This window comes from Niallia sp. RD1 (genome assembly GCF_024219955.1).
Classification (GTDB): Bacteria; Bacillota; Bacilli; order Bacillales; family Cytobacillaceae; genus Niallia; species Niallia alba.
Genome location: NZ_CP100420.1, coordinates 877,197 through 903,998, shown reverse-complemented (window position 1 = coordinate 903,998; position 26,802 = coordinate 877,197). Strand labels below are relative to the sequence as shown.

Annotated in this window: 22 protein-coding genes and 1 pseudogene; 16 read left to right on the top strand and 7 right to left on the bottom strand. The window is 36.1% G+C overall.

Annotation, left to right across the window (positions count from 1 at the left end):
• Positions 1 to 5: 5 nt before the first annotated feature.
• The 15 genes from atpD to NKG37_RS04170 all read left to right on the top strand — a co-directional run bounded on the left by atpD (position 6) and on the right by NKG37_RS04170 (position 14,605).
• A complete protein-coding gene (gene atpD / locus NKG37_RS04240; RefSeq protein WP_016204796.1) occupies positions 6 to 1,421 on the top strand; it encodes a F0F1 ATP synthase subunit beta in 1,416 nt (471 codons plus the stop codon).
• A gap of 20 nt (positions 1,422 to 1,441) precedes the next feature.
• Positions 1,442 to 1,849: a F0F1 ATP synthase subunit epsilon gene (locus NKG37_RS04235; RefSeq protein WP_016204797.1), complete on the top strand. Its 408-nt coding sequence runs from the start codon at positions 1,442 to 1,444 to the stop codon at positions 1,847 to 1,849.
• A gap of 409 nt (positions 1,850 to 2,258) precedes the next feature.
• Positions 2,259 to 2,495 carry a DUF1146 family protein gene (locus NKG37_RS04230; RefSeq protein WP_016204798.1) on the top strand — a complete coding sequence of 79 codons (237 nt, stop codon included), beginning with the start codon at positions 2,259 to 2,261 and terminating at the stop codon, positions 2,493 to 2,495.
• 202 nt (positions 2,496 to 2,697) lie between these two features.
• Positions 2,698 to 3,447 (top strand): YwmB family TATA-box binding protein, encoded by a 750-nt coding sequence (locus tag NKG37_RS04225; protein ID WP_016204799.1) that lies wholly within the window; start codon positions 2,698 to 2,700, stop codon positions 3,445 to 3,447.
• A 33-nt stretch (positions 3,448 to 3,480) separates the two neighbouring features.
• Positions 3,481 to 4,788, top strand: coding sequence for a UDP-N-acetylglucosamine 1-carboxyvinyltransferase (gene murA, locus NKG37_RS04220; RefSeq protein WP_016204800.1), 1,308 nt, complete (start codon positions 3,481 to 3,483; stop codon positions 4,786 to 4,788).
• A 344-nt stretch (positions 4,789 to 5,132) separates the two neighbouring features.
• On the top strand, positions 5,133 to 6,146 hold the full coding sequence (gene spoIID / locus NKG37_RS04215) for a stage II sporulation protein D (protein WP_212117928.1): 1,014 nt from the start codon (positions 5,133 to 5,135) through the stop codon (positions 6,144 to 6,146).
• Between the two features lie 695 nt (positions 6,147 to 6,841).
• The gene (locus NKG37_RS04210; RefSeq protein WP_254415860.1) at positions 6,842 to 7,087 is read left to right on the top strand and encodes a hypothetical protein; all 246 of its coding nucleotides are present in this window, start codon (positions 6,842 to 6,844) and stop codon (positions 7,085 to 7,087) included.
• Between the two features lie 124 nt (positions 7,088 to 7,211).
• Positions 7,212 to 8,057, top strand: a complete 846-nt coding sequence (locus tag NKG37_RS04205) for a stage II sporulation protein SpoIIQ (protein WP_101729846.1) — start codon at positions 7,212 to 7,214, stop codon at positions 8,055 to 8,057.
• 894 nt (positions 8,058 to 8,951) lie between these two features.
• Positions 8,952 to 9,224 (top strand): sporulation transcriptional regulator SpoIIID, encoded by a 273-nt coding sequence (spoIIID, locus tag NKG37_RS04200; RefSeq protein ID WP_169189380.1) that lies wholly within the window; start codon positions 8,952 to 8,954, stop codon positions 9,222 to 9,224.
• Positions 9,225 to 9,950: 726 nt separating this feature from the next.
• Complete coding sequence (locus NKG37_RS04195) at positions 9,951 to 10,952, top strand: rod shape-determining protein (protein ID WP_016204805.1); 1,002 nt, start codon at positions 9,951 to 9,953, stop codon at positions 10,950 to 10,952.
• A gap of 511 nt (positions 10,953 to 11,463) precedes the next feature.
• Positions 11,464 to 12,279 (top strand): flagellar hook-basal body protein, encoded by an 816-nt coding sequence (locus NKG37_RS04190; RefSeq protein ID WP_016204806.1) that lies wholly within the window; start codon positions 11,464 to 11,466, stop codon positions 12,277 to 12,279.
• 37 nt (positions 12,280 to 12,316) lie between these two features.
• Positions 12,317 to 13,144: a flagellar hook-basal body protein gene (locus NKG37_RS04185; protein WP_101729843.1), complete on the top strand. Its 828-nt coding sequence runs from the start codon at positions 12,317 to 12,319 to the stop codon at positions 13,142 to 13,144.
• A gap of 11 nt (positions 13,145 to 13,155) precedes the next feature.
• Positions 13,156 to 13,443 (top strand): DNA-directed RNA polymerase subunit beta, encoded by a 288-nt coding sequence (locus NKG37_RS04180; RefSeq protein WP_224427357.1) that lies wholly within the window; start codon positions 13,156 to 13,158, stop codon positions 13,441 to 13,443.
• A 233-nt stretch (positions 13,444 to 13,676) separates the two neighbouring features.
• Complete coding sequence (gene fabZ / locus NKG37_RS04175) at positions 13,677 to 14,114, top strand: 3-hydroxyacyl-ACP dehydratase FabZ (protein WP_016204809.1); 438 nt, start codon at positions 13,677 to 13,679, stop codon at positions 14,112 to 14,114.
• Positions 14,115 to 14,308: 194 nt separating this feature from the next.
• The gene (locus tag NKG37_RS04170) at positions 14,309 to 14,605 is read left to right on the top strand and encodes a hypothetical protein (protein ID WP_016204810.1); all 297 of its coding nucleotides are present in this window, start codon (positions 14,309 to 14,311) and stop codon (positions 14,603 to 14,605) included.
• An 86-nt stretch (positions 14,606 to 14,691) separates the two neighbouring features.
• On the opposite strand, the gene ggt is transcribed toward NKG37_RS04170, so the two are convergent.
• The 7 genes and pseudogenes from ggt to NKG37_RS04140 form a co-directional block, all read right to left on the bottom strand.
• Positions 14,692 to 16,272: a gamma-glutamyltransferase gene (gene ggt / locus NKG37_RS04165; RefSeq protein WP_254415859.1), complete on the bottom strand. Its 1,581-nt coding sequence runs from the start codon at positions 16,270 to 16,272 to the stop codon at positions 14,692 to 14,694.
• A 105-nt stretch (positions 16,273 to 16,377) separates the two neighbouring features.
• Entirely contained in the window at positions 16,378 to 17,919 is a 1,542-nt protein-coding gene (locus NKG37_RS04160) for a tripartite tricarboxylate transporter permease (protein ID WP_254415858.1), read from the bottom strand.
• A gap of 15 nt (positions 17,920 to 17,934) precedes the next feature.
• Positions 17,935 to 18,387, bottom strand: a complete 453-nt coding sequence (locus NKG37_RS26240; RefSeq protein ID WP_367976377.1) for a tripartite tricarboxylate transporter TctB family protein — start codon at positions 18,385 to 18,387, stop codon at positions 17,935 to 17,937.
• Between the two features lie 18 nt (positions 18,388 to 18,405).
• Positions 18,406 to 19,392: a Bug family tripartite tricarboxylate transporter substrate binding protein gene (locus NKG37_RS04155; RefSeq protein ID WP_254415857.1), complete on the bottom strand. Its 987-nt coding sequence runs from the start codon at positions 19,390 to 19,392 to the stop codon at positions 18,406 to 18,408.
• Positions 19,393 to 19,492: 100 nt separating this feature from the next.
• Complete coding sequence (locus NKG37_RS04150) at positions 19,493 to 20,143, bottom strand: GntR family transcriptional regulator (protein WP_254415856.1); 651 nt, start codon at positions 20,141 to 20,143, stop codon at positions 19,493 to 19,495.
• A 370-nt stretch (positions 20,144 to 20,513) separates the two neighbouring features.
• Positions 20,514 to 20,948 carry a YwpF-like family protein gene (locus tag NKG37_RS04145; RefSeq protein WP_254415855.1) on the bottom strand — a complete coding sequence of 145 codons (435 nt, stop codon included), beginning with the start codon at positions 20,946 to 20,948 and terminating at the stop codon, positions 20,514 to 20,516.
• Between the two features lie 337 nt (positions 20,949 to 21,285).
• Positions 21,286 to 22,401 (bottom strand): annotated as a pseudogene (locus NKG37_RS04140) (IS4 family transposase).
• A gap of 497 nt (positions 22,402 to 22,898) precedes the next feature.
• On the opposite strand from NKG37_RS04140, the gene NKG37_RS04135 reads away from it, so the two are divergent.
• Positions 22,899 to 26,693 carry a S8 family serine peptidase gene (locus tag NKG37_RS04135; RefSeq protein WP_254415854.1) on the top strand — a complete coding sequence of 1,265 codons (3,795 nt, stop codon included), beginning with the start codon at positions 22,899 to 22,901 and terminating at the stop codon, positions 26,691 to 26,693.
• Positions 26,694 to 26,802: the final 109 nt, after the last annotated feature.

Here is a 26,802-nt window from a genome sequence, read left to right as displayed (position 1 = left end):
AATAAATGAGCACAGGACGAGTTCTTCAAGTTATGGGACCAGTTGTTGACGTGAAGTTCGATGGAGGAAGTCTGCCTGACATTAACAACGCATTACGAGTTGTTCAAGGTCCAAATAGCACTTCTAACGTAGAATTAACACTTGAAGTGGCCCTTCACTTAGGTGATAACACAATTCGAGCTATTGCGATGTCTTCTACAGATGGCGTTACAAGAGGCGCAGAGGTAATAGATAATGGAAAATCTATTTCTGTACCTGTCGGAGATGTGACTTTAGGTCGTGTATTTAATGTATTAGGAGAAACAATAGATTTAGATCCAGAAATCCCAGCAAGTGCTAGACGTGATTCTATTCACAGAGAAGCTCCTAAGTTCGAACAATTATCAACACAAGTGGAAATTTTAGAAACTGGTATTAAAGTAGTAGACTTATTAGCTCCATATATTAAAGGTGGTAAAATTGGTCTATTCGGTGGAGCCGGTGTAGGTAAAACGGTTTTAATTCAGGAATTAATTAATAACATCGCTCAAGAGCATGGTGGTATTTCTGTATTCGCGGGTGTTGGGGAACGTACACGTGAAGGAAATGACCTTTACCATGAAATGACGGATTCTGGCGTTATTAAGAAAACAGCAATGGTATTCGGACAAATGAATGAGCCACCAGGTGCTCGTATGCGTGTTGCCTTAACAGGATTAACAATGGCTGAATATTTCCGTGATGAACAAGGACAAGACGTTCTTTTCTTCATTGACAATATTTTCCGCTTTACGCAAGCTGGTTCTGAGGTTTCTGCATTACTTGGCCGTATGCCATCAGCGGTTGGTTACCAGCCGACATTAGCAACGGAAATGGGTAGACTACAAGAACGTATCACATCAACGAATGTAGGTTCTGTAACATCTATCCAAGCAATCTATGTACCGGCGGATGACTATACAGATCCAGCGCCAGCTACAACATTTGCTCACTTGGATGCAACAACAAACCTTGAGCGTAAATTAACAGAGATGGGTATTTATCCAGCAGTAGATCCACTTGCTTCTACTTCTCGTGCCCTTTCACCAGAAATCGTAGGGGAAGAGCATTATCAGGTAGCAAGAAACGTGCAATCTACATTACAACGTTATAGAGAACTTCAAGATATCATCAGTATCCTAGGTATGGACGAGTTAAATGATGAAGATAAATTAATCGTTCATCGTGCAAGAAGAATCCAATTCTTCCTATCTCAAAACTTCCACGTTGCTGAGCAATTTACAGGTCAAAAAGGATCTTATGTACCTGTAAAAGAAACCGTAAAAGGATTTAAAGATATTCTTGATGGCAAATATGATCACCTTCCAGAAGATGCGTTCCGTTTAGTTGGACGTATTGAGGAAGCTATAGAAAAAGCGAAATCTATGGGTGTAGAAGTATAAACTAATCAGGAGGGGTAGTAATGAAGACGATTAAAGTCAATGTAGTAACTCCTGATGGCCCGGTGCATGAATCAGATGTAGATATGGTGATCGCAAAAGCAGAAAGTGGAGAGCTTGGCATTTTAGCAGGCCATATTCCGATGGTTGCCCCACTTAAAATAGGAGCTGTTCATTTGAAAAAAGGTTCAGATTCTGAATATCTATCGGTGAATGGTGGAATTTTAGAAGTTCGCCCAGATCAGGTGACAGTACTTGCTCAATCTGCTGAATTAGCGGAAGAAATTGATTATGATCGTGCCTTACGTGCTAAGGAGCGTGCGGAACAAAGGTTACATGCCCAGAAGTCGGAGCATGTAGACTTTAGACGTGCAGAACTTGCTCTTCAACGTGCAATGAATCGTATATCCATTGTTGAGAAAAAATACTAAAAAAGTCCCTATGGGGGCTTTTTTAGTGTGATGAAATTTTTTAAAAAAAGTATGAAGGATAACTTCACTCTTAACATGCAGTAACCACTTGCTCAATCTGCAGAAAGTCAAGGCGGTTAGATTGGTTGTGTTAAACCTCCCCCGCATTGGTCCTATAACCAGCAGTGAGAGATTAACGCCGCGGGGGTTAGTCTTTGGAACCAAAGGAGACTTAAGCATAGGCGACGGTATGCGAAGTGTAGATAATATCCGGAATTGTTCTTGCTTTTAAAATTCCTCTTATCATTTTTTGATAGGGGTTATTAATATTCATTTTATAGAATGAAAAAATAATAAATTAAAGTGAAACTTTTTGATAGGTCAATACGTCAAATAAGAGTTGAAACAGAAGGCTAGATAGGAGGAAAAAATGGTAGAAGCTTTTGGACAACAAGCATTACTGAGTATTTTAATACATATCGTTTTTATTGCTCTTTCGTGGTGGGCATTACAGTCCCTAAATTTTGAGAAATTCCTTCGAAAGAACCGAGTTTTTCAAGCAAGAGTACTGTATGTATTGCTAGCAGTAATAATGGGATCAATTGTCAGTAATTTTTTACTCGACTACTTAATTTGGTCACAACAATTACCATTAATATTGAAGTAATTACCAAAACAAGAAATAATTAATTACAAAGATAGGTCTTCATACATGTTTTCATTGCTACTTTTTTTCAGTAAAATTCAATTTGTGTGCTTAAATAGTTTGTTCCTTGATCAACGTTTTATTCATGTCAAAAAGTGACGATTAATCATTAGTATGCAATTCTTCTCCTTGGAAACAATGGTAGTATGGGGGAGGAATAACAATGAAGATAAATAAAACGTTAATAATAATAACCTTTTTGATTGGTTTGGCTTGTCTTACATTTGGGAATAACATCACTATCGCGAGAACGAAATCTGATTTAATAACAATAAATGAAATTTTACAAAAACAAGAAAACGTAACAATAAATGAATGGTCTCTGCATGCAAGAGAAAGGCTGGAAAATGTTACAAGCATAAAAGATGCAAAAGCATATCAGTCAAAATTAAGCAAAGTTTTCCCAAATAGTGACTGGGTAGAAACGAAAAACCACCAAAGCTGGCAAGCAAAGATGGTGTTACAATCCAGTAGCAAAATGGAAGAAAGTATAATCTTAACGACTTCTTTAACCACTGACGCCGTTCAAACATATATTATGTATGAGGTGAGAGGGAAGAAGTTAGAGGATACAGAAATGAAAAGGTTAGATATGGAAATTAACAAAAAAATTTCTGACATATTTCGTGGGAAACCAACAATTTTCTCTTGTATTAAAGGCGAATTCAGTGATAAGATGAATGAGACTTTGCCTTATAAAGTTAACCATTTGCTAAATGCATTTCAAGCAAAAAAAGTAGAGGCGTTGGAAGAGGATGATTTTATATCCACCTCCGCTTATACGCCCTTATTTGAAGAACGAATTGATAATAGTGAAAAGGAAATGAACGTACAAATAGGATTGAGAACACAAGATATGGGAGGAAAAACTACCTTTGTAGTTGGCACACCCATCATAACGATTGAATATTAATATAGAGATATTGGACGCGGAGGGGAATAGACTTTGGATAAAATCATCGTCCGCGGCGGAAAAAGGTTAAATGGTACGGTTAAAGTAGAAGGCGCAAAAAATGCCGTTTTGCCTGTGATCGCCGCTACATTATTAGCAAGTGATGGTAAAAGTATAATTAAATCAGTTCCGACTCTTTCAGATGTATATACGATTAATGAAGTATTACGATATTTGAATGCAGACGTACATTTTGAAAATGGAGAAGTAACTGTTGACGCATCGAAAGAATTAAGTGTGGAAGCACCATTTGAATATGTTAGAAAAATGCGAGCATCTGTTTTAGTAATGGGATCTTTGTTAGCAAGAAATGGTCATGCAAGAGTAGCATTACCTGGAGGCTGTGCAATTGGTTCAAGACCAATTGATCAGCATCTAAAAGGTTTCGAAGCAATGGGAGCAAAGGTTCAGGTTGGTAATGGATTTATCGAAGCATCTGTAGATGGACGCTTAAAAGGAGCAAAAATCTATCTTGATTTCCCAAGTGTAGGTGCTACAGAAAATATTATGATGGCTGCTTCATTAGCAGTAGGTACAACTGTTATCGAAAACGTAGCAAAAGAACCAGAAATAGTGGACTTAGCTAACTTCCTAAATAAAATGGGAGCAAAAGTAAGAGGTGCAGGTACAGGAACAATTCGAATCGAAGGTGTTGATGTTCTGCATGGTACAGAACATGTTATTATTCCAGACAGAATTGAAGCTGGCACTTTCTTAATTGCTGCCGCTATTACGAATGGAAATGTACTAGTACAAGGTGCTGTTCCAGAACATTTATCTTCCTTAATTGCCAAGATGGAAGAAATGGGTGTTGTCTTTAAAGAAGAGGAAGATGGAATTCGTGTAATTAGTGCAGAAAATTTAAAAGCTGTAGACATTAAAACAATGCCTCATCCAGGTTTCCCAACAGATATGCAATCTCAAATGATGGCATTACTTCTTCGTGCAAAAGGCACAAGTATGATTACAGAAACTGTTTTTGAAAACCGCTTTATGCATGTAGAAGAATTTAGACGTATGAATGGCGACGTGAAAATTGAAGGCCGCTCTGTTGTAATGAACGGACCAACCAATCTGCAAGGTGCAGAAGTAGCTGCTACTGATTTACGCGCTGCTGCTGCTTTGATTTTATCTGGACTTGTAGCAGATGGTATTACGCGTGTTACAGAGCTAAAGCACTTAGATCGTGGTTATGTAAATTTCCATGAAAAACTAGCTGCTTTAGGCGCTGATATCGAAAGAATTACGGAAGAAAGCGAATTAACATTAACTGCAAGTTATGTTGCGGATTTAAATGCATAATACAAAGGGCAAACTTTATTTATCGATTATGTACAGATAAATAAAGTTTGTTTTTTTATGGGCAAAATTATACATATAATGAAAAATTATTTTTAAAAAATATGTCATTACTGTTGAAAACATGAATACGTTTAGATGTTATATAATAGAGGAAATAACATGTGGTGTTTAAATAACAGGATTGCTAAAATAGTATGCACAAACGAGATATTTAGAACCATTTTTTTTGTTAAAACCTGTATATTTCAACAGAAAAATAAGGAATAAAAGCTTGTCCACCTCCATAAGAATGTTTTAGAGACAATTTTGAAGATCTTATTTCTATCTTATGGAGGCTTTAATTCATGATTAAAATCAAACCTTTCATCGTACTAGGAGCTATTCTGTTTGCCATCACTTTACTTGTTCCCACAATCCTTGTTCTGCCCTCTATTCAGGATAAAAAGGAAGAGGCAAAGATTAATACGGAATCTGCCGAAGTGTCAGAGCCTGCTATTGAAGTGGCAGTCTATCGGGAAAATAAGCAGGAAGTAGAGAAATTAGACTTAGAAGACTATGTAGTTGGGGTTGTTGCCTCAGAGATGCCAGCAAAATTTGAATTGGAAGCATTAAAAGCACAAGCCTTAACAGCAAGAACATATATTGTAAAAAGAATGACGAGTCAAGAAAAAACAGATTTACCCGATGGCGCTTTAGTAGGCGATACCATTAACTATCAAGTATATAACAATCGCGACGAGCTAAAGAAAATTTGGGAGAATGCCGGTTATGACTGGCAAAAGAATATAACGAAGATTGAAGAAGCTGTAGCGGCTACAAAGGGGCAAATTTTAACGTATGAGGGTACACCTATTGATGCCACATTCTTCTCCACAAGCAACGGATATACGGAAAACTCAGATGATGTTTGGGCTAATTCTATCTCCTATTTACAAAGTGTTGAAAGTCCATGGGATGTCAATTCACCCAAGTTTAAAGGAGAAGTTACAATGCCCGTTAAGGATTTCGAAAAAAGTTTAGGTGTTACGCTAGCATCTGGCAGTGAAGTATTAGAAGATGTTAAATACACAAAAGGAAAGCGAATTGCAAGTGCAAAAATAAACGGAAAAGAGATATCAGGAATAGATATTCGGGAGAAGTTAAATCTAAAATCAACTGATTTTACAATGGAACGTAAGGGAAATACCGTTTATATTGCCACAAAGGGTTACGGCCATGGAGTAGGAATGAGCCAATATGGTGCAAACGGAATGGCAGCCAACGGAAAAAACTATGAAGAAATCGTAAAATACTATTACAAAGGCGTAGAAGTAACAGCATCAGATGATATGCTAGCGAAATATACAGCTCAGAAATAAGGAAATCAGCCAAAATAAGAAAATATCAGCCAAAGCAGCGCGGAAATCAGCCAAAATAAGAATATATCAGCCAAAGCAGCGTGGAAATCAGCCAAAATAAGAATATATCAGCCAAAGCAGCGTGGAAATCAGCCAAAACAAGAATATATCAGCCAAAGCAGCGCAGAAATCGGCCAAAATAAGAAAATATCAGCCAAAGCAGCGCGGAAATCAGCCAAAATAAGAAAATATCAGCCAAAGCAGCGTGGAAATCAGCCAAAACAAGAAAATATCAGCCAAAGCAGCGCAGAAATCAGCCAAAACAAGAATATATCAGCCAAAGCAACGTGGAAATCAGCCAAAATAAGAATATATCAGCCAAAGCAACGTGGAAATCGGCCAAAATAAGAATATATCAGCCAAAGCAACGTGGAAATCAGCCAAAATAAGAAAATATCAGCCAAAGCAACTTGGAAAACAGCCAAAATAAGAATATATCAGCCAAAGCAGCGTGGAAATCAGCCAAAATAAGAAAATATCAGCCAAAGCAGCGCGGAAATCAGCCAAAATAAGAATATATCAGCCAAAGCAGCGCGGAAATCAGCCAAAATAAGAAAATATCAGCCAAAGCAGCGTGGAAATCAGCCAAAATAAGAAAATATCAGCCAAAGCAACGCAGAAATCAGCCAAAATAAGAAAATATCAGCCAAAGCAGCGTGGAAATCAGCCAAAATAAGAATATATCAGCCAAAACAGCGCAGAAATCAGCCAAAACAAGAATATATCAGCCAAAGCAGCGCAGAAATCAGCCAAAACAAGAATATATCAGCCAAAGCAGCGCGGAAATCAGCCAAAATAAGAATATATCAGCCAAAGCAGCGTGGAAATCAGCCAAAACAAAAATATATCAGCCAAACCCAAGCAAGTCTCTATTCCGAGACTTGCTTTTTAGCCATCAATAAAAAATTTCCTTTTCCATGTATAGAAAAAAGAACTTTGTCGAAAAATAAGTCTAAAAAAATTTTTTAGCAGGTAGGTATATATTTATCATTATCTGTTCAGAATGATTGCTGAGGTGATGATAAAATGAGAGAGGAAGAAAACAAACGTACTTCTCCAAAGTCAAAAGTAAAAAGCTTTTTCAAAAAGCGTTGGGCATTTCCAGCCATTTATATCGCAAGTGCAGCTATTATTCTAACAGGTGTCCTTTGGTATCAAAATAGCGCATCAGAAACAGATAAGTATAAATATGATAACGCTGATATGCCAACGAAACAAACAGATGAACCTGCAGAACCAGTAGCAAAAGAATTTGAAAATTTTGCATGGCCAGTAATAGAGGAAGATTCGTTTATTACACAAAAGGAATTTTACGACAATACGGCTAGTAAAGAAAAACAGGCCGAATCATTAGTGTTTTATAATAATCAATATCAACCAAATACAGGTATCGATTTAAAACGCGAAGACGATAGTGAATTTGAAGTGGTAGCTGCCCTTAGTGGTACTGTTACGAAAGTAGCAGAAGATTCTCTATTAGGAAATACGATTGAAATTGACCATGAAAATGGAATTAAAACATATTATCAATCTGTGAAGGATTTTCAAGTAGAAGTAGGCGATGAAGTTAAAAAAGGTCAGCCATTAGCTACTGCTGGTAAAAGTAAGTTGAATCAAGATGCAAGTGTTCATGTTCACTTTGAAGTAAGAAAAGATAATGTAGCTGTGAACCCAATTGATTATTTTGGCAAGCCATTAAGTGCTCTACAAAGTGATGATACTTCTGGTGCTACGTCAGAGGCTGGATCAGAAGTAGAAGAATCAAGCACTTCTGAAGAAGAAATGCCAACAGATAACTCATTAGAAAATGGTTCAAACTCTAATCAGGATGAAGATGCAGAAGGTTCTACATCAACTGATCCAAACGCTTAATAGAAAGCAGACTGGGTATATTCCTAGCTGTTACAGATAATAAAAGGTTGCTATTAATAGCTAATACAAAGCATGAAATAAAGTTTATGCGAAGTAATAGCTACTTGATAGCAACCTTTATTTTTTCCTCGAAAAAAGGCATTGTAAGCCTGGGAAATGTCGAAGGAAGACGAGCAGCAATTTTTAGAAAAAGAAAATTTTGAAATAAAATCGCATTCCCTTTAGTAGTAATGAAAACTAAATAAATGAAAATAGGTTATAAGTAATAGTGTAATTTATCTATTAGTAAATGGCTCATAAAAAAATAAACCCTCAGAAACAGAAAATGACAAATTTCTCGGGAAATAATTTACCCTCTATTAATCATTAATTTCCGATATATGCCTACGACTCCAACAAAAATCAATGTTCCAACTTTATTGAATAATCTTTATTAAGAAAACTTCCATCCCTGAGGATTTTCACTGTGAAATTTCTCCTTAAAAGCTTACTTTCCACCAAGAGATTTTTCCTACAACTTCGTTAACTTCATTCCAATTAGCTTACATAATAGAAAAAATAGCTATAAAACTCGTTGAAAATCAAAGGAATAATAAAAAAATTTAGACAAACCTTGTCCCTATTCATATTTTTCTGCATAAAGTCTTACCCAAGCTAATAAAATGTTACAAACCTTACAAAGAGGAAGTTTGGAGTGAGGGGTCGTTTAAAAGAAAATGGATATGTAGTTGAGGACATGTTTAATCATTATAAGAACAGAAAGCCTTTGACTTTCTGCCGCATGAAGAAAAGTATTTTGCAGGAAAGGAAACGTGCGGGATGAAGAATTTCGATGAAGCGAAGAGCGAGTCTCATTTCACACTTCTCACATCCAATTTAGGGAGGGCGAGTGGTGTGCACGATTACATCAAAGAGAGAACTATCAAGATTGGAAAGTATATCGTGGAGACGAGAAAAACGGTTCGCGTAATAGCGAAAGAGTTTGGCGTATCCAAAAGTACAGTCCATAAAGATTTAACAGAAAGACTTCCTGAAATTAACCCAGATTTAGCAAATGAAGTGAAGGAGATCCTTGATTATCATAAATCTATTAGACATCTACGCGGTGGGGAAGCAACAAAAATGAAGTATAAAAAGGAAGAGCTTGAAGGGGAAATTGTACAGTAAGAAAGAACGGGGCAAGCTTTGTCATCATTAGAGAGAAACACGATGGGATAGTGATTTATCCAAAATTGTCCTGAAGATTTTTTTAATAGAAAGGAAAGTTCAGAAACATGGAGTTACAACAGTCTATCGATGGAGGCGACTCCATCGATAGAGAAAAAGAGTTTGTATAAAAAAGGCTTCATTAGGAATGCTAATAAAGGGTACATAATAGCTTCAAAGGACTTTGGGATCAATGTCCTTTTTCTTTTGCAAGTAAAACAGAAACAGACTGAAAAATCCTTTTTCTCCCAAAGGGTGTTTGGACAGTCTATTTTGTGAAAAAAAACGCATTTTTTTGACAAAAAGTTACTTATTTCTGCATCCGTATGATAAAATAAAAAATTAGAGTGGTTTAAATAGATAGAGAAAAAAACATACAAATTTTAACCTAAAAACATACATAATTCACTTTGCAAAAAGGGAAAAATGGTTGATTTAATATAGAGCGATAAGAAAGACATATTTAAGCGATGTAAATATTTGGTGGCGTGTTTAGAGAAAAGCGCTATAAGCTGTATGAATAGAAGACGTTCTAGACAAATGTTTTTTGTTCTACGTCATTTAATGAAACTTAAGTATGAGGATATCGTTACATATAGTGTGAAAGCCAGCTCTTTGTCTCTATAAGGAAAATGAAATGAAAAATGAAAAAAATGACAAGCTAAAGACGAAGGAGGAGCGTATATCATGTTTGCTAGAGATATTGGTATTGACTTAGGAACAGCAAATGTTCTCATTCATGTTAAAGGAAAAGGAATTGTTTTAAATGAACCTTCTGTTGTGGCATTAGATCGCAATACAGGAAGAGTATTAGCAGTTGGAGAAGAAGCGCGTCGTATGGTTGGACGTACGCCTGGAAACATTGTAGCTATCCGCCCATTGAAAGACGGCGTAATCGCTGATTTTGATGTGACAGAAGCAATGTTGAAGCATTTCATCAATAAATTAAATGTAAAAGGATTTTTATCTAAGCCGAGAATTCTTATTTGCTGTCCTACGAATATTACGAGTGTAGAACAAAAAGCAATTAAAGAAGCAGCGGAAAAAAGTGGTGGAAAGAAAATCTATTTAGAAGAAGAACCAAAAGTAGCAGCTATCGGTGCAGGAATGGATATTTTCCAGCCAAGCGGAAATATGGTTGTTGATATTGGTGGCGGTACAACAGACGTAGCAGTGCTATCAATGGGGGATATTGTTACTTCTTCCAGTATTAAAATGGCTGGAGATAAATTTGATAATGAAATTCTACAGTACATTAAACGCAGGTATAAGCTACTAATTGGGGAACGTACTGCTGAGAATATAAAAATCAATATTGGAACTGTTTTCTCTGGATCAAGAAAAGAAGAAATGGATATCCGCGGACGCGATATGGTTTCGGGCCTTCCAAGAACTATAACGGTTTATTCGGATGAAATTGAACAAGCATTGAGAGAATCAGTATCTGTTATTGTACAAGCTGCAAAAAGTGTCTTAGAAAGAACACCTCCTGAGCTGTCAGCAGATATTATCGATCGTGGGGTTATTTTAACTGGAGGCGGTGCATTACTTCACGGGATTGATTTACTATTAGCAGATGAACTAAAGGTTCCAGTGTTGGTAGCTGAAAATCCTATGGATTGTGTGGCAATCGGTACAGGGATGATGCTGGATAACATTGATCGTATCGCAAAAAGGAAATTAAGCTAAATAAAATGGGGGAGCATAAACAAGTACAAAGCTACTTGTTTATGCATAGGAAAATGAAATCTAGTTATTTCATACCCGTTCATATAAGTCTTAAACCAAAAAAATCGGAACTTAAGAAAATTTTTTCTTGTTCCGATTTTTTTATGTGTTGATGAACTGAATAGAGAGAAAGACATGTAACTCCTTCGTTCTATAGAATATCTTGAAAAAATCCCTTAAAGTTTTTTAAAATAAAATGGGGAGGAAGCATATTTGAAAGTAAAACATATTCAACATCTAAGATTAAAAAGTGGGTACGGTAAATGATCTTAGCTGGCCAGTTTTTCAGTGGCTTCAAGAATTCCCCCTATATCTACCAGTAGATTGTTTTAAAGGAAAGCCGATATAATAAATAGTGAATATAAAACATTTTTAGACTTTTTTCAACAAAATTTAATGTAATATTTGAATATTTTTTTTATAATAGAATATATATGTTTGAATCGAAAATTTGTATAGATTGGAGACAGTTATGTTTAAAGGGTTCTATACAGCAGCTTCCGGTATGCTTGCACAGCAACGCAAAACCGAAATGCTTTCTAATAATATGGCTAATAGCACGACACCAGGTTTTAAAGCAGATCAATCATCCATGAGAGCTTTCCCTGAATTATTGCAGCAGAGTGTTAGGAAAAATGGGGTTGGCGCTGTTGAAAAAGAGCAAGTAGGCTATTTGGCAACAGGAGTCTATATGCAGGAAGCTATACCAAAGTTTACTCAGGGTGACCTTAATCAAACAGAATTAAAAACAGATTTAGCACTTTTAAATGTAAATGTTCCAGGGAATGGGACTAATGCTGGTGGCGGATTATTTTTTACCATCCAAAATGCAAATGGAGAAGCAGCTTACTCCAGAAATGGAAACTTTACTTTAGATGGACAAGGATATTTAACAACGGCTAGTGGTTTATATGTTTTGGATGAAAATAATGAGCGAATACAATTAACAAGTACGGATTTTAGCGTTACCTCTGACGGTGTAATTACAAGTGGTAATGGAGAAGCTTATCGCCTTGGGATTAGCTATACAGATACACCAGAACAGCTTGTGAAAGAAGGCGATGGTTTGTATCGAGCACAGGACGGAGCAGTTCTCCAAAGTGCTTATGCAAATAATCAAGTTAATTTCCAAGTGAGGCAAGGATTTTTAGAAAACTCAAATGTAGATACAGCGCAAACGATGACAGATATGATGACAGCCTATCGAGCATTTGAAGCAAATCAAAAAATATTACAGGCTTATGATAAGAGTATGGATCAAGCAGCAAATGAAATCGGTAAGATATAAACCCATTTCCATTAGATAAAAGTAAAGGGGGATTGCTATGAATAGAACGATGATAACCGCTAGTAATACTTTGACACAATTACAAAAGCAAATGGATCTTATCAGTAATAATATGGCTAATGTTGATACTACTGGTTATAAAAAGCAAAATGGGACGTTTACTGATATGCTTTTTCAGCAATTTAACAATCAGAAGGATGAGACTCAGGAAGTCAATCGTCTGACTCCAAATGGAATCCGACAAGGTGTAGGCGCTAAACTTGCTCAAACACAATTAGTGATGACACAAGGATCGATTCAAGCCTCTGATAGGGTATTAGATACAGCCTTGACAAAAGAAGGGCAATTATATCGAGTACTAGTGCAAGACGGCGGTACAACAGAAGTTCGTTACACAAGAGACGGAGCGATGTACTTATCTCCTGTTTCTGATAATGAGAATATGCTCGTGACAAAAGAAGGGCATGCAATCCTTGATGAGAATAATAACCCAATTTTATTAAATAATAATGTTAAGGATTATATTTTTTCATCAACTGGTACTTTAACCGTTCAGTTTAATAATGGAGGTCAGGAAACCATTAATTTAGGGATCTCGTATGCCAATAATCCACAAAGCCTTGAAAAAACAGGGGACAATTTATACCGACTTTCAGATATGGCTGACGAAAATGAAGCAATTATGGATTTAAACGGTGCGAGAAGAAGCGAGATTGCGATGAAACAGAATGCATTGGAGCAATCCAATGTGGATATAAGCAAAGAAATGGTTAATCTGATTGCTACACAGCGCTCCTATCAATTTCAGTCCAGATCCATCTCTTTAGCAGATCAGATGATGGGATTAGTGAATGGAATACGTTAAGAAGGAGAATAATGATGGCATTAAATAGCAGTAGTCAGGAAATGGTTAAGACAAGGGAAGAATTTAAAGAAGAACAAAAAGAAAAGCAGAATACAGAAGAAATGGCTTCTCCTAAGCGAAAGATTAGAGTTCGTCTGTTTCCTATCTGGCTACGCATCATTGTCATTATTTTAATAATGGCTGTCAGTGTTCTAGCTGGAGCGATTGTAGGGTATAGTGTAATGGGAGATGGAAGAGTTAACGATACCTTCAAAAATGAAACGTGGGCGCATATCAGCAATTTAATAAATGAAGAGTAAACAAGAAGGGGATTTGTAAAAATAACTACATATTCCCTTTTTTTTGTTGGGGAATAATGGAAGTGTAGATAGCATAAGCATAATCTGAAAAATTGCTCGAAAAAAAGAAGTCTATGGAGCACTTGGTTTATGTTCTGTAAAAACATTTTAAAAGAGAAGGGATATTCCTTCCTTTTTTATAGCTTTTTTTAGTACAATGGTATATAACTACATATTAGTAGGAGGTCACAAAAATGTTAGATATTAATCAAATTAAAGAAATTATTCCTCATCGATATCCATTTTTATTAGTAGATAGAATTTTGGAAGTGGAAGAAGGCAAAAGGGCAGTCGGCATTAAAAATGTGTCTGCAAATGAAGAGTATTTTAATGGCCATTTTCCCGAGTATCCTGTTATGCCAGGTGTATTAATCGTAGAAGCATTAGCGCAGGTTGGAGCGGTTGCTATGCTGATTAAAGAAGAAAATAAAGGGAGACTCGCATTCTTTGCTGGAGTCGATAGCTGCCGTTTTAAAAAGCAAGTGTATCCTGGTGACCAACTACGTCTTGAAGTGGAAATGACAAGAGTGCGTGGAAACTTTGGCAAAGGAAAATGTGTAGCGACTGTTGATGGAGAAATTGCTTGTGAAGCAGAAATCATGTTTGCTTTAGGCGATAAAACAGAAGCATAATAATAGGAATGGAAGAAGGAAGTGCATGTTGGGATTATACAAACATTCCTTCTTTTTTTTGTTTTCTTGTTTAACAATTTTGCTTATTATTGGAATTAGCGAACAATGCGTAATAATTTTCTTTTCTTGGATAACCTAATTACTGACCAATTAATGGTCTTTATGATACTTATTTAAGAAAAGGGGTAAAACGAATGACTAAATGGATAAAGTTATTAGGTATTTCGGCGTTATCTGCCATGCTTTTAACGGCATGTGGTGACAATGACGATCAAAGTCCAGCACCGGATGATGATACGACAATCGAAGATAATGATTTAGATAATGATGATGTTGTTCCAGATACTGATTTGGATAACGACAACGCACCAGATGTACCAGATGAGAATACAGATGATGATCTAGATCCAACTACGGATGATAACGATCCTGGTGAAGATATGATCGAAGATAAAGATGATGCTAATGATAAAGACGATGTAGACGAATAATAAGTCTACATCTAATTCAAGGTTTCATTCTTACCTGAACCAATTCTAGGTTCAGGTAAGAACGAACCTGTAAAATCTAAGTAGTCCTAACGTCCAATTGCAGCACCATCGCTTCTTGGATCGACTCCACCATATAAGAAACCTTGGCTATCAATGAGAATGGCATTGGCATGGCCCATGATATCATCAAAGTCTTCTACACATTTCACTAGATGACCGGACTGTTTTAGTTTATCTCTTACTTCCTTTGAGACACGACCTTCTATTTTTAATTCTTCCGTTGTATTTCCCCAAGTTCTGCCCCAGACAAATCTTGGTTCATTAATGGCTGTTTGAGGATCTACCCCATAATCGAGCATTCTTGTAATGATGGCTGTTTGCGTTTGTGGTTGTCCTTCTCCGCCTTGTGTCCCGTATAACACAATTGGTTTTCCATCTTTAAAGGACATAGCAGGCATTAAAGTATGAAAAGTACGCTTGTTTGGTTCTAAACAATTGACATGATTCTCGTCAAGGGAAAAGAAAGACCCTCTGTTTTGCAAAATAATCCCAGTGTCTTTTGCAACAATTCCAGACCCAAATTCAAAATAAATGCTTTGAATAAAGGAAACGGCATTTCCTTGTCCATCAACGACTGCCGCATATGCAGTATCATTGCCAACACTTTGGGTAGTAATGGCATTGGTATGATCCAAACAAATAGTATCTGCCAATTCCTTTGCATAAGATTTGCTTAATAAGCGATCCAATGGAATTTCATGAAAATCCGGATCAGTTAAATATTTGTTGCGATCTTGGAAGCTTAGCTTTAGTGATTCAATAAGTAAATGATAGTACTGATACGAATGAAGTGGGATAGAAGGTAGTTCAAAGTTTTCAAGAATATTTAATGCCATTAATCCAACAAATCCTTGTGAATTTGGGGGAACTTGATACATGGTGTATTCCCTATAAGTAGAAGAGATAGGCTCCGTCCAGTTACCATAATGATTGGAAAAATCTTCTTTTGTTAATAATCCACCTTTGCTTTGTAAACTGGATACAATTTTTTCTGCTAATGTTCCTTTATAAAATTCATTACGCCCTTTTTGCGCAATTTCTTTTAAGGAACTGGCAAGATCCTTTTGAACAAATTTTTCATTCCTTTTAGGTACTTCATTTTCCTTGAGGAAAATGGCTGCAATATCTTCATCTTCTTGTAGAATGTCCATATTCTTAAACGTATTTTTAATTTGATCGTTTGAAACGGGAAATCCAAATTCTGCATAATGGATCGCTGGAGCAAAGACTTCGGATAATGTCATTGTACCGTACCTCTCCAATACAGCAGCCCAGCTATCTACCATACCTGGAACGGTAAGAATACTTCTTATCCCTCTAAAAGGAATAGCATCTTCACCTGAAAAATGGGCGCGAGTAATGTTAGCTCCTGAGCGGCCACTCCCATTATAAGCGTCTAGCTTGTTCTCTTTCGCATTGTACATTAACCAAAAGGAATCACCACCAAGTCCTGTCATATGTGGATAGACAACCGCTAGACAAGCACTAACAGCTACTGCCGCATCAAAGGCATTTCCTCCTTTTTCTAATATGGAATTTCCTGCAGAAGATGCTAGATAATGAGGACTTACAATCATGGATTTTGTTCCAACTATTGATTGTTTCATGTCTATTCCCTCCTATGTAGTTTCAAGTATGTAATTAGTTTTTTTAGAATGGACGTATTTCGTCTATGAGAATCCAGCCTAATAAGGAAACTCATCCATGATAAATCAAAGATGAGTTTGTGATTCTTCATGATTGGAAGGAGTAGTTTTTGCCTTCCCACTTTTCTTTAATTGAATGATTGTGAAAATAATGGAGCCAACAGCAAGAATCAAGAAAACAAGGGAAATCGGTCTTGTGAAAAATGGTATGATGCTTGGGTCCATTTGGTAAGCTCTAGTCATTTCCTTTTCCAATGTTGGTCCTAAAATTAACCCCAGAATGATCGGCGATAAAGGAACATCTATTTTATGAAAAATAAAGCCGATTAATCCAAAAATGAATACAAGCATGACATCGAATAGTTGGTTATTAAGGGCAAAAGCGCCTACTGTACTGATAACTAAAATACAAGGGACCATTAACGATTTAGGAATAGCTGTAATTTTTGTGAAGACAGGCAACAGCAATGTTTGGATGAAAAAGATGGAAATGGCACTAAGGATAATAACAACATAGATGGAATTTACTAAAATAGGCTGTTGGGTAAATAATGCCGGTCCAGGATTAATTCCATGCAAAATTAATGCACCAATCATTACTGCTTGTGCGACATCACCAGGTATCCCTAAAGTGATCGTGGGAATAAAGGCTCCGCCAGCAACCGCATTATTACAGCTTTCCGAAGCGACGATTCCACCAGGATGACCTTTCCCAAATTTCGCTTTATTCTTTCCAAACTTTTTAGCTTGATCATAACTAATAAAGGTAGCAGATTCTGCTCCAGCAGCAGGAAGGCATCCGATAAAGCAGCCAATGACAGAGGAACGAAGCACATTCCATTTTTCCTGAAAAATATCAACAAACACTTGCCCGTAAGGAATGCGAATTAATTTCTTCATGTTGGAAGTAGCTTGATTTGTAGGAATAGCGCTTTTCAACTCTTCTACATTCATTAGTAACTGGGAGATGGCAAATAGACCAATTAGAACAGGTAAGGTTGAAAATCCTGAGGAAAGTTCAGGGATTCCAAAATCAAATCGAACCGTTCCAGTTGGAGATACACCAACCGTTCCAATTAAAAGGCCAAGACAGCCAGCGATTAACCCTTTAAGCATAGATTTACCACTTAAGCTAGCGATAAGAGTGAGTGCAAAAACAACGAGAGAGAATATTTCCCATGGTCCGAAAAGAAGACTCCCCTTAGCAATGATTGGTCCTAATAGAAATAATATAATCGCACCAATAATGGTTCCAATAACAGAAGAGACGATGCCTACACCGAGTGCTCGTGGTGCTTCTCCATTCTTTGTCATTGGATAGCCGTCAAAGGTGGTAACGACAGAGGAAGGAGTACCAGGAATTCCTAAAAGTATGGAAGAAATCAACCCTCCAGAAAGTCCGCCAATATAAATGCCGATCATAACGGCTAAACCTTGAATTGGTTCCATTCCAAAGGTGAATGGAAAAGCTAAAATAAGGGCCATTGTAAAGGTGAACCCTGGGATTGCACCAGCTATAATCCCAACCAAAACGCCAATAACGATAGATAGAATCATCATAGGATGTAATACTTCTTGAAAAGCTGCTAAAACCATTGAAATATCCAACTTAATCACGCTCCATTATGGTAGATAAATATGTAATACTTGTTCAAACACAAGAAGTACGATGACAGGAAAAGCCACTGACAAAATAATATTTGTAGTCATGTATTTTTTTTGGAAAGGTCGTAAGATAATCGTAGAAATGAATAAAAAAACAATCGAACAAATTAAGAACCCTACTATATTTAAGAAAAGGACATAAAGAAGGAATAAGAACAGTATCAATAAAACACGAAAATGCTTTGAAATATAGGTCTTTATAGTTTCTAAAGAGAAGGAATCCTTATCTTTATTTAGGAAACTTTTTATCAGTAAGCATAAAGCTAAAATCATCATTAACCCAATGATAACTCTAGGGAAAAACGAGGGGGCAAAAGTCTGCACCCCTGATTTTTCGGAAAATCCATTGGAGTTTATAAAAAAGATACTTCCTACAATTAAAATAAATATGGAAAATAATCGATTAACCAATTTTATTCAGCCCCCTTATTAAAACTCCATTTTAGGAGCAAGTTTACCCATTTCACTATCTAATTCATTAACATGGTTAGAGTACTCATCAGAAGTCATGTAATGAGGGAAACTTCCTAATTCCTCAATTTTTTTCTGCAATTCTGGATCCTCTAGCGCTTTTTTAAATGCATCGTTAATAACTTGGATTCGATCAGGATCAGTTCCTTTAGGAGCAAGAATACCTCTATCTACTGTAACGGAGAAATCGATTCCTTGTTCTTTTAATGTTGGTACATCTGGTAAGAAAGGATTACGTTCATCAAAAACCATTCCAAGTGGTACAAGAGTTCCATCATCATAATATCCTTTTCCTGATGCATAGTCGGCAATCATCCCATCCGCTTGATTAGCTAAGATTGCAGCATATTGAGGTCCAGTTCCATCATAATGAATATAATTTAATGATTTAGGATCTACGCCAGCGGCATCCAGCATAGCAGCGATAGAATAATGGTCTTCAGAAGCAACCGTATAAGCCCAATTCACTTTATTGCCCGCTTTTACATATTCAATAAAATCATTCATTGTTTTGATATTGTGTTCTTCGCTAAATTTTTTACTAATAGATGGAATATGGGGAGTAGAAGTCATTAGCACAACCGGATCAAAAGCAGAGAAACCATAGTCTACAACTCCTGTATGTTCAGCTGTTGCAACAACTTGGTGTGTACCTAATATTGTATACCCATCTGGTTCAGCATCCTTTACAAAACGGGAACCAACAGTAGAAGTGGCACCAGCCATATTTGTAGGTACAATAGTCTGGCCTAAATGTTTTTCAGCATATTGAGCAACTAAACGAAATAATACGTCTGTTCCACCACCTGGAGGATAAGGAATAACTAATTTTACCGGTTTTGTTGGAAACTCTTCTGATTTAGATGATGAGCTACTAGAAGAACTGCAGGCTGCTAAACTTACAATTAAAATAATAGAAATAATGCTAATTAAATATTTTTTCACTTTGTTTCCTCCTATTTTTTAAAATTATTGTATTTTTGATTAAATATTATGATTTTTCTGAAAAATAAACTTAAAAAAATAGACAGCAAAATATATATTGTTATTCTAATTTTGCCATTTCCTCTATAATCGCATCACAAGTTATTTGGATATGCTCCAGAATAAGAGAGGTCAAATCATCTAATTGCTCTTCTTTGATTAATTCTAACATTTTATAGTGTTCTGCCTGGGCGGAAGAAAGGTGTTCAGATGAAGAATAAATATTCATATAGGACTCTACTCTTCCCCATAGCTGGTGTAATAGCTCTAATAGTGGTTTAGAATGTGCGTGTGAATATAATTCGAAATGGAATGTTTTATTTAGTCGTCTCCATTCAAATGGGGAATGAATATTCTCATCCATTTCTTTTATTATGTTTTCAAGTAATACTAAATCAGAAGGACGAATATTAGGTGTAGCCCATTCAATCGCTTGCTTTTCAAGTAATTTTCTAATGGCAAATATTTCGATTAGTTCTTTGGTAGAAAGTTGATTCACTATGATGCTTCTTCTATCAAATTGAACAAAACCTTCTGATTCAAGCTTAGATAAAGCCTCTCTAACAGGCATTGTACTAACTCCGTATAATTCAGCTAATTTTCTTATGGAAAGCTTTTGTCCTGGTGCAAATTCTCCTCTAATGATCTGGTTGCAAATAGCTTTATACACTTCTTGGGCTACAGTAGGGACGACAATCGCAGAATTCTTCAATCTGATATACACCTCCAAGCTAGTGGTATTTGTGATCACATATTTGATATCTCATAGCTGCATTCTATCTATTAAAAAAAGCATAAACAAGTAACTTGTCAGATTTTATAACAAGGTTTATTTTAGACTAAATGAAAGATAGGAGGGAGAAAAGGCTTAATAACATGAATGGAAACGCTTGTATTCTAACGCGATTTTTTAAAAGAATTATCAGTTAAACATTAATAATAAGGACATTCGATTCGGCTTTAAGTCCTACTTAAAACAAAAAATTTCACAAAAACAGCCAATAAAAAAAGAACTTTGCGATTAAAGTTCTTTTCCGATAGTGATTTATTTCGCTTCTATCTAGCAAAAACACCTTTCAACGTTACAATTTCTTTTCCAAAAACGTTTGTGGTTTACTTTGCATCAGCTCGGTAAATTTAGTTGATAATCTATTTCCTTCATACCCTTCCTCAATTAAATATTGGAGCAGCAATTCTGCATAGTCTTTTCTATCTCTTTTTAATGTTCCTTCTAACAGAATACTTGCTTTGTCTCCAAACTTTTGAATAGACAGAATGGTTACTTCAAAAGGCGCAGGGTCATTTTCTTTTTTTGTAATAACAGCCTGAACAAGCAAATCATCCTTCTTATTAAAGGCTTCATCAAGAAAGGCCAAAGAAGAAAAATCCGTATAAACCTCGATAAGCCAATGATTATAATCATCTTCCTTATTGATAATCAATCCATCGATTAATTTAATTGGTATCAGCTTTTCCTTCGCTAGAATCTGTAAAGAAATCAACTTAAAGGTTTTCAACGGTAGCCCTCCCGTGGTAAATTCACCATTTTCTTTTATTATACCTTACTTGAAACATTTCATCTAAACTCACTGAAGAGTAAAGTTTTATTTTGTAACCAAATAAAACCTACATCTATATTACAAAAATGTTCTTTCACGGCCTCTTGTTTCAGGATATACCGCAAAAATATATATTGAAATTATATCACTAGTGTTGCGTAAATAGTGTCATAATTTTCAGTTTAATTGTTTACTCTACTTAGAGCCAAAAAAGTAATTACCTTTCTAAAGGCGGCTCCTGTCCATTTGGAAATTTATTTACAATTAGACCTGTGCAACGACAACAATTTGTTGATTAAGGGATGGCTTTTCCTTCAATTTTGCGAAGCCAGACATGTGCTGGTTTCCACAATGATGCCCTTAAATAACGGCTAATTTGCAAGGTTTTCCGCTTACTTTTTGTTTCGAGTTGTACCAGAACATGAAGACAAAAAACAATAAGTGCGATAAACACTTGATTTTGAATCGCCCATTCACTTTGACCGTAGAATTTCTTGATATTGAGATGTTGTTTAATCCATTTAAAAAACAGCTCAATTGCCCATCGTGATTTATACATTTCCTATATTTCTTCGGCGCTTAAGTCAAAACGATTTGTGATTAAATGAAGTTCATTACCTTTTGAATCTATTATTTTTAGAAGTCGAAAATAGTTTTCAGCTCGGTTTTGAGTTGTACCAATCAACACCATTTGATCCGACAAAACAGATGAATCCTTGGGTAGTTTAAAATCATAAACCTCCCGTACGACTGCGTTTTTTCGTAGCCTAGAAAGAAAAAAGTAGCCTTCATCGGTCATGCGATCAAAACGCTCGTAGTCTAGATAACCTCGGTCAAACACATACATGCATTCTTTATCGTCAACCATAATCTCAAGTTGACCACGATCGTGTTCGCTTGCCGTTGTCATCACGGCTTTTTCGGGATAGGATTCTCCCTTTTCCATAAATACAAGGCGTAAGTGTAACTTTACGCCTGCCTTAGTTTTGCGGAACTTCGCCCATTTATGATTGGTCAAATTTAGTGGCAAAGTACTTGAATCAATAATTTTTAACGGCATGACAAGTTTTGTGTAGTGTGTTTTGGCGTGAATTTGTCCGACTAAATCAAGGAAAAGTCTTTGAAACAAATCTGGATTTAGACCATTTAAACGGCGCGAGAGCTGAGAAATGCTTATAGAATCAAGGTCGATTTCCTTTTGAAGATGATCATCAAAAAGGCAATCACTTAACGCATGAAGACTTTCAACTTCTTCTAATTGTGCAAAAAGTAATAGTTTTAGGAATGATTCTGTCGTTAACTTTTTCGTATAGCAATCTAATTTCAATGTTTTCACCTGTTCTTCAAATAATTGAAGATTAATTGGCGAAAACCATTGTCCAAATGAAGTTTTTCGTGTAATCTTGTCCATGAGATTGGTCCTTTTTTAGTGGATTTGGACGGGTTACCACCTGACTTATCCATTATAAAGGACTTTTTCTATGCATAAAATAATAAAAGTGAACATTTCGAGTATTTTTAATAGTGAAATTAAATTAATGCAACACTAGTGAAATTATATTAATAAAGGATTGTTCTATATTGTTCATTATTTATTCGGTAGATTTGCATCAAGGCTACCTAATATTTCATTACTTTTGGATTAGGAGTCAACTGCCACTTCCTCAATTAATAGGCATCTCAAATAGAACCTTCCAGTATTGAGTTATCCTGAAAATGGTAGAAAAGTAGAATAACTTCAGCTTGTGACGAATAAAGAATAAAATTGCGATATGTACTGACTAAATTACTAGCATCGTTATGGAAGATACGGTACTTTTGTCACTTAATAAATGAAAGAATATTATGATATTTTTATATAGTTCGATATATTCGGAAAATATAGAAGGTTCAGAGGGGAGTTTTACCGTGAAGAAAAGTAAAGTGTTTGTTCTAGTGATTATACTCTTTATGCTATTCTCGAATAGTGTATCGGCAGCGACAGTACCAGACAAAGTAATCACTTCGAAAGGAAAAGAAAATCAGCTCCAAGTGCAAACGATTAAGGTGGACGAGCTAGAGACAGCTTATAAAGAAACAGATACGGTTCGTGTAGTGGTAGAAATGAATACAGAGCCAACTGTCCAATATGCACAAGCACAGGCAAAACAAGTAAAGGAATTACCAAAAGCAACGACAGAAAAATTAAAAAGTGAAAAATTAGCGGAACAGAAAAAAGTAAAAGATAAAGTAAAAGCAAAAAAAGTAAAATTTAAAGAATTAGAGAATTTTACAACAATCTTTAATGGATTTAGTGGAGAAATGAAGTACGGTGATATTGAAAAAATTGAGGAACTTCCAGAAGTAGCGAAAGTACATATCGCAACAGCATATGAAAGACCAGAAGAAGAAACAGACATGATTTATAGTAAAGAACTTGTACAAGCTCAAGATGCATGGCGTGACTATGGATTTAAAGGGGAAGGTATGATTGTTGGGGTAATTGATACAGGGATTGACCCTAATCATAAGGATATGGTTCTTTCAGAAGAAACAGAAGAGGAATTAACAAAGGATGAAATTTCTCAATATAAAGAAGCCAATGGACTAAAAGGGAAATTTTATAGCGAAAAAGTACCTTATGGATATAACTACATGGATGAAAATGATATTATCCAAGATATTGCAGAAGGGGCAAGCATGCATGGGATGCACGTTGCAGGCACTGTCGGAGCAAATGGAGATGAAGATAATAACGGAATCAAAGGGGTTGCTCCTGAAGCACAGCTTTTAGCTTTAAAAGTTTTCGGAAATGACCCTAGTGTCTCTACTACTTGGGGAGATATTTATATTAAAGCAATCGATGATGCAATTGTATTAGGAGCGGATGTCCTTAATATGAGTTTAGGATCTACGGCAGGATTTGTTGCTGCTGATGCTCCAGAACAACAGGCAATTGAACGCGCAGTGGAAAATGGAATCATGATGTCCATTTCTGCTGGAAACTCTGCTCATTTTGGAAATGGTTTTGCGAATCCATCTAGCTCAAATCCAGATATCGGTGTTTCTGGATCACCGGGTGTAGCGTATGATAGTTTACAAGTGGCTTCTATTGAAAATAGTTTCATAGATATTGATGCACTTTCTTATCAATATGGTGATACGTCTGGACAAGCTGGATTCTTATCCGCAAGCAGTGTTCATCCAAATACAGTAGCAGAGAAAACATTCCAGATCGTATATGCTGGCTTAGGGACACCAGAAGAATTAGCCGCAGTTGATGTAAAAGATAATTATGCGCTAATTCAAAGAGGTGGAATTGGATTCGTTGATAAGGCTATCAATGCACAGCAAGCAGGAGCGGCTGGTGTCATTATATATAATAATACAGATGGATTTGTTAGCATGGCGACAGATGCAAGTATTAACATTCCACAGCTGTTCTTATTAAAAACAGATGGGGATAAGCTAGCGGCAGCTCTTCAAGCTGGAGAAAATATCTCGATTACATTTGGTGGCGAGAAAACGACTTCAGCAAATCCAGAGGCTGGAAAAATGAGTAGTTTCACGTCTTGGGGACTAACGCCAAACTTAGACTTTAAGCCAGAAATTACAGCACCAGGTGGACAAATTTATTCAACTCTTGAAAATAATCAATATGGTATGAAGAGTGGAACATCAATGGCAGCTCCGCATGTTTCCGGGGGTTCTGCGCTTGTGTTAGAACGTGTGGATAATGAATTTGATGTCTCAGGTTTTGAACGAGTAAACATGGCGAAAAATCTATTGATGAACACAGCAAAACCAGTAACAGATATTGGAACAGTGAACAGTGCATTTGACTGGGATGTTCCATATTCTCCACGTCGCCAAGGTGCAGGTCTTATGCAGTTACATGCAGCGTTACAATCACCAGTTATTGTAACGGAGAAGAAGACAAAAGAAGGAAAAGTTGCATTGAAAGAAGTAGGAAAGACTTTCACTTTTACGTTAGAAGCGAAAAACTATAGTGATAAAAAGGTAAAGTATGATGTTGCTGCAAATGTACAAACGGATTTTGCTGCATACGGGGAATTAGGTTATTCCGCTGATTTGTTAGAAGCACAGAAAATTTTGGATGCAAAAATTAAAGTAAATGGTAGTGATCAAACAACCATTACTATTCCGGCAAATAAAAGCAAAACAATCAAAGTTTCTGTTGATTTAAAAAATGCAAAAGTAATTGATCCTTCTCTAACAAGTAGCTGGGAAACACCTGTAGCAATTGATCGTGTATTTGAAAATGGTTACTTTGTTGAGGGATATGTAACCTTAACAGATCCAGAAGAAACAAATGCAACATTAACAGTTCCTTACGTCGGATTTAAAGGGGATTGGAACAAAGCACCGATTTTGGATGGTATGAAATATGATGAAACTTCTTTCTATGGCATGGCCGGAGCCGTGACGAAAGAAGGGGAAGACTTCCTTTACCTAGGATATGATCCTATTACAAGTAAGTTTACAAAAGAGGGAATTGCTATTTCTCCAAATAGCGATGGAGTACAGGAAGAGATTATTCCAGTTCTATCGTTTTTAAGAAACGCAAAGACGGTTCAATTTTCAATCATTGATAATAAAGGGAAAACGGTAAGAACTTTAAGAACACAAGAGGAAATTAGAAAAAATTACTATGATGGTGGTAGAGGAACAAGTTATGCCCTTGATTCGAAATGGGCATGGGATGGTAAGGTGAATGGAAAACTAGTCGAAGGTCAATATTTCTATCGCATTAGTGCTACTCTTGATTATCCAGGAGCGAAGCCGCAAGTAGTTGATATTCCAGTTATTGTTGATACAGTAAGTCCGTCTGTTGAAGTAGCTTTAGTAGAGGATAATAAAGCGTTGGAATTTGCTGCATCAGATAATAAAAATGGCTCAGGCGTTTCACATTTAGATATTTTAGTAGATGGAAAATCTATTTTAGAGACTCTATTGAGTGGAGAGACAACAGAATATACTTTACCAAATGAAGTAGAGGAAGGCACAGCTGTAACAGTCGTTGCTTATGACTATGCAGGCAATAAGCAGGAGACGAGTATCGTTGCAGAAGAAGTGAAGAAGGATAAAACCATCCCAGTAATTTCCCTAAATACCCCAGAAGCGTTAGAGGTGTATGGAGATAAAGAAATTGCATTTAGCGGAACAATTAAAGATGAATCTAGCATCAAAGCGTTTACGATTGGCGGAAAAAAAGTAGACACTGTCTACAATGAGGAAAAAGCCGAGTACACATTTACTACGTCAATTCCTTATGATAATGGCGTTCATTCCGTGGAAATAAAAGCAACAGATAATGCTGATAATACGGCAGTATTTAAACGCAGCTTTATCGTCGATGCAGAAGCTCCATCTATTTCTTTCAATGGACTTTCTGGTAATCGTATTGTTAATAGTAATGGTAAAAATCCAACTGTTCACGTTACGGTAAAGGATAATTTTGATGAAATTCAGTTAGCCTTAAATGGAAGTGAGCTGTATTATCAAACATTCAAACAGCCATATGCAATGAGAAGTTTAGAAAAAACAGTGAAAAAGGTGGAATTAGATCTAGAACCAGGCTTGAACGAATTTGAATTCACAGCAACAGATTTAGCCGGTCATCTAACAACAAAAACTGTTTATTTCTATAAGATGAGTAAAGAAGAGAAGCGAAAAGATATAAAGATTCCTGAGGATAAATAAGAAGAGGCTGGGACAAAACTAAATAGCCAATCTGTAAAGACGAACAATCTCTAATTTATCTCTTAAATAAAGGTTTCTTTTATACAATGGTTATTTATGTTTTTAAATA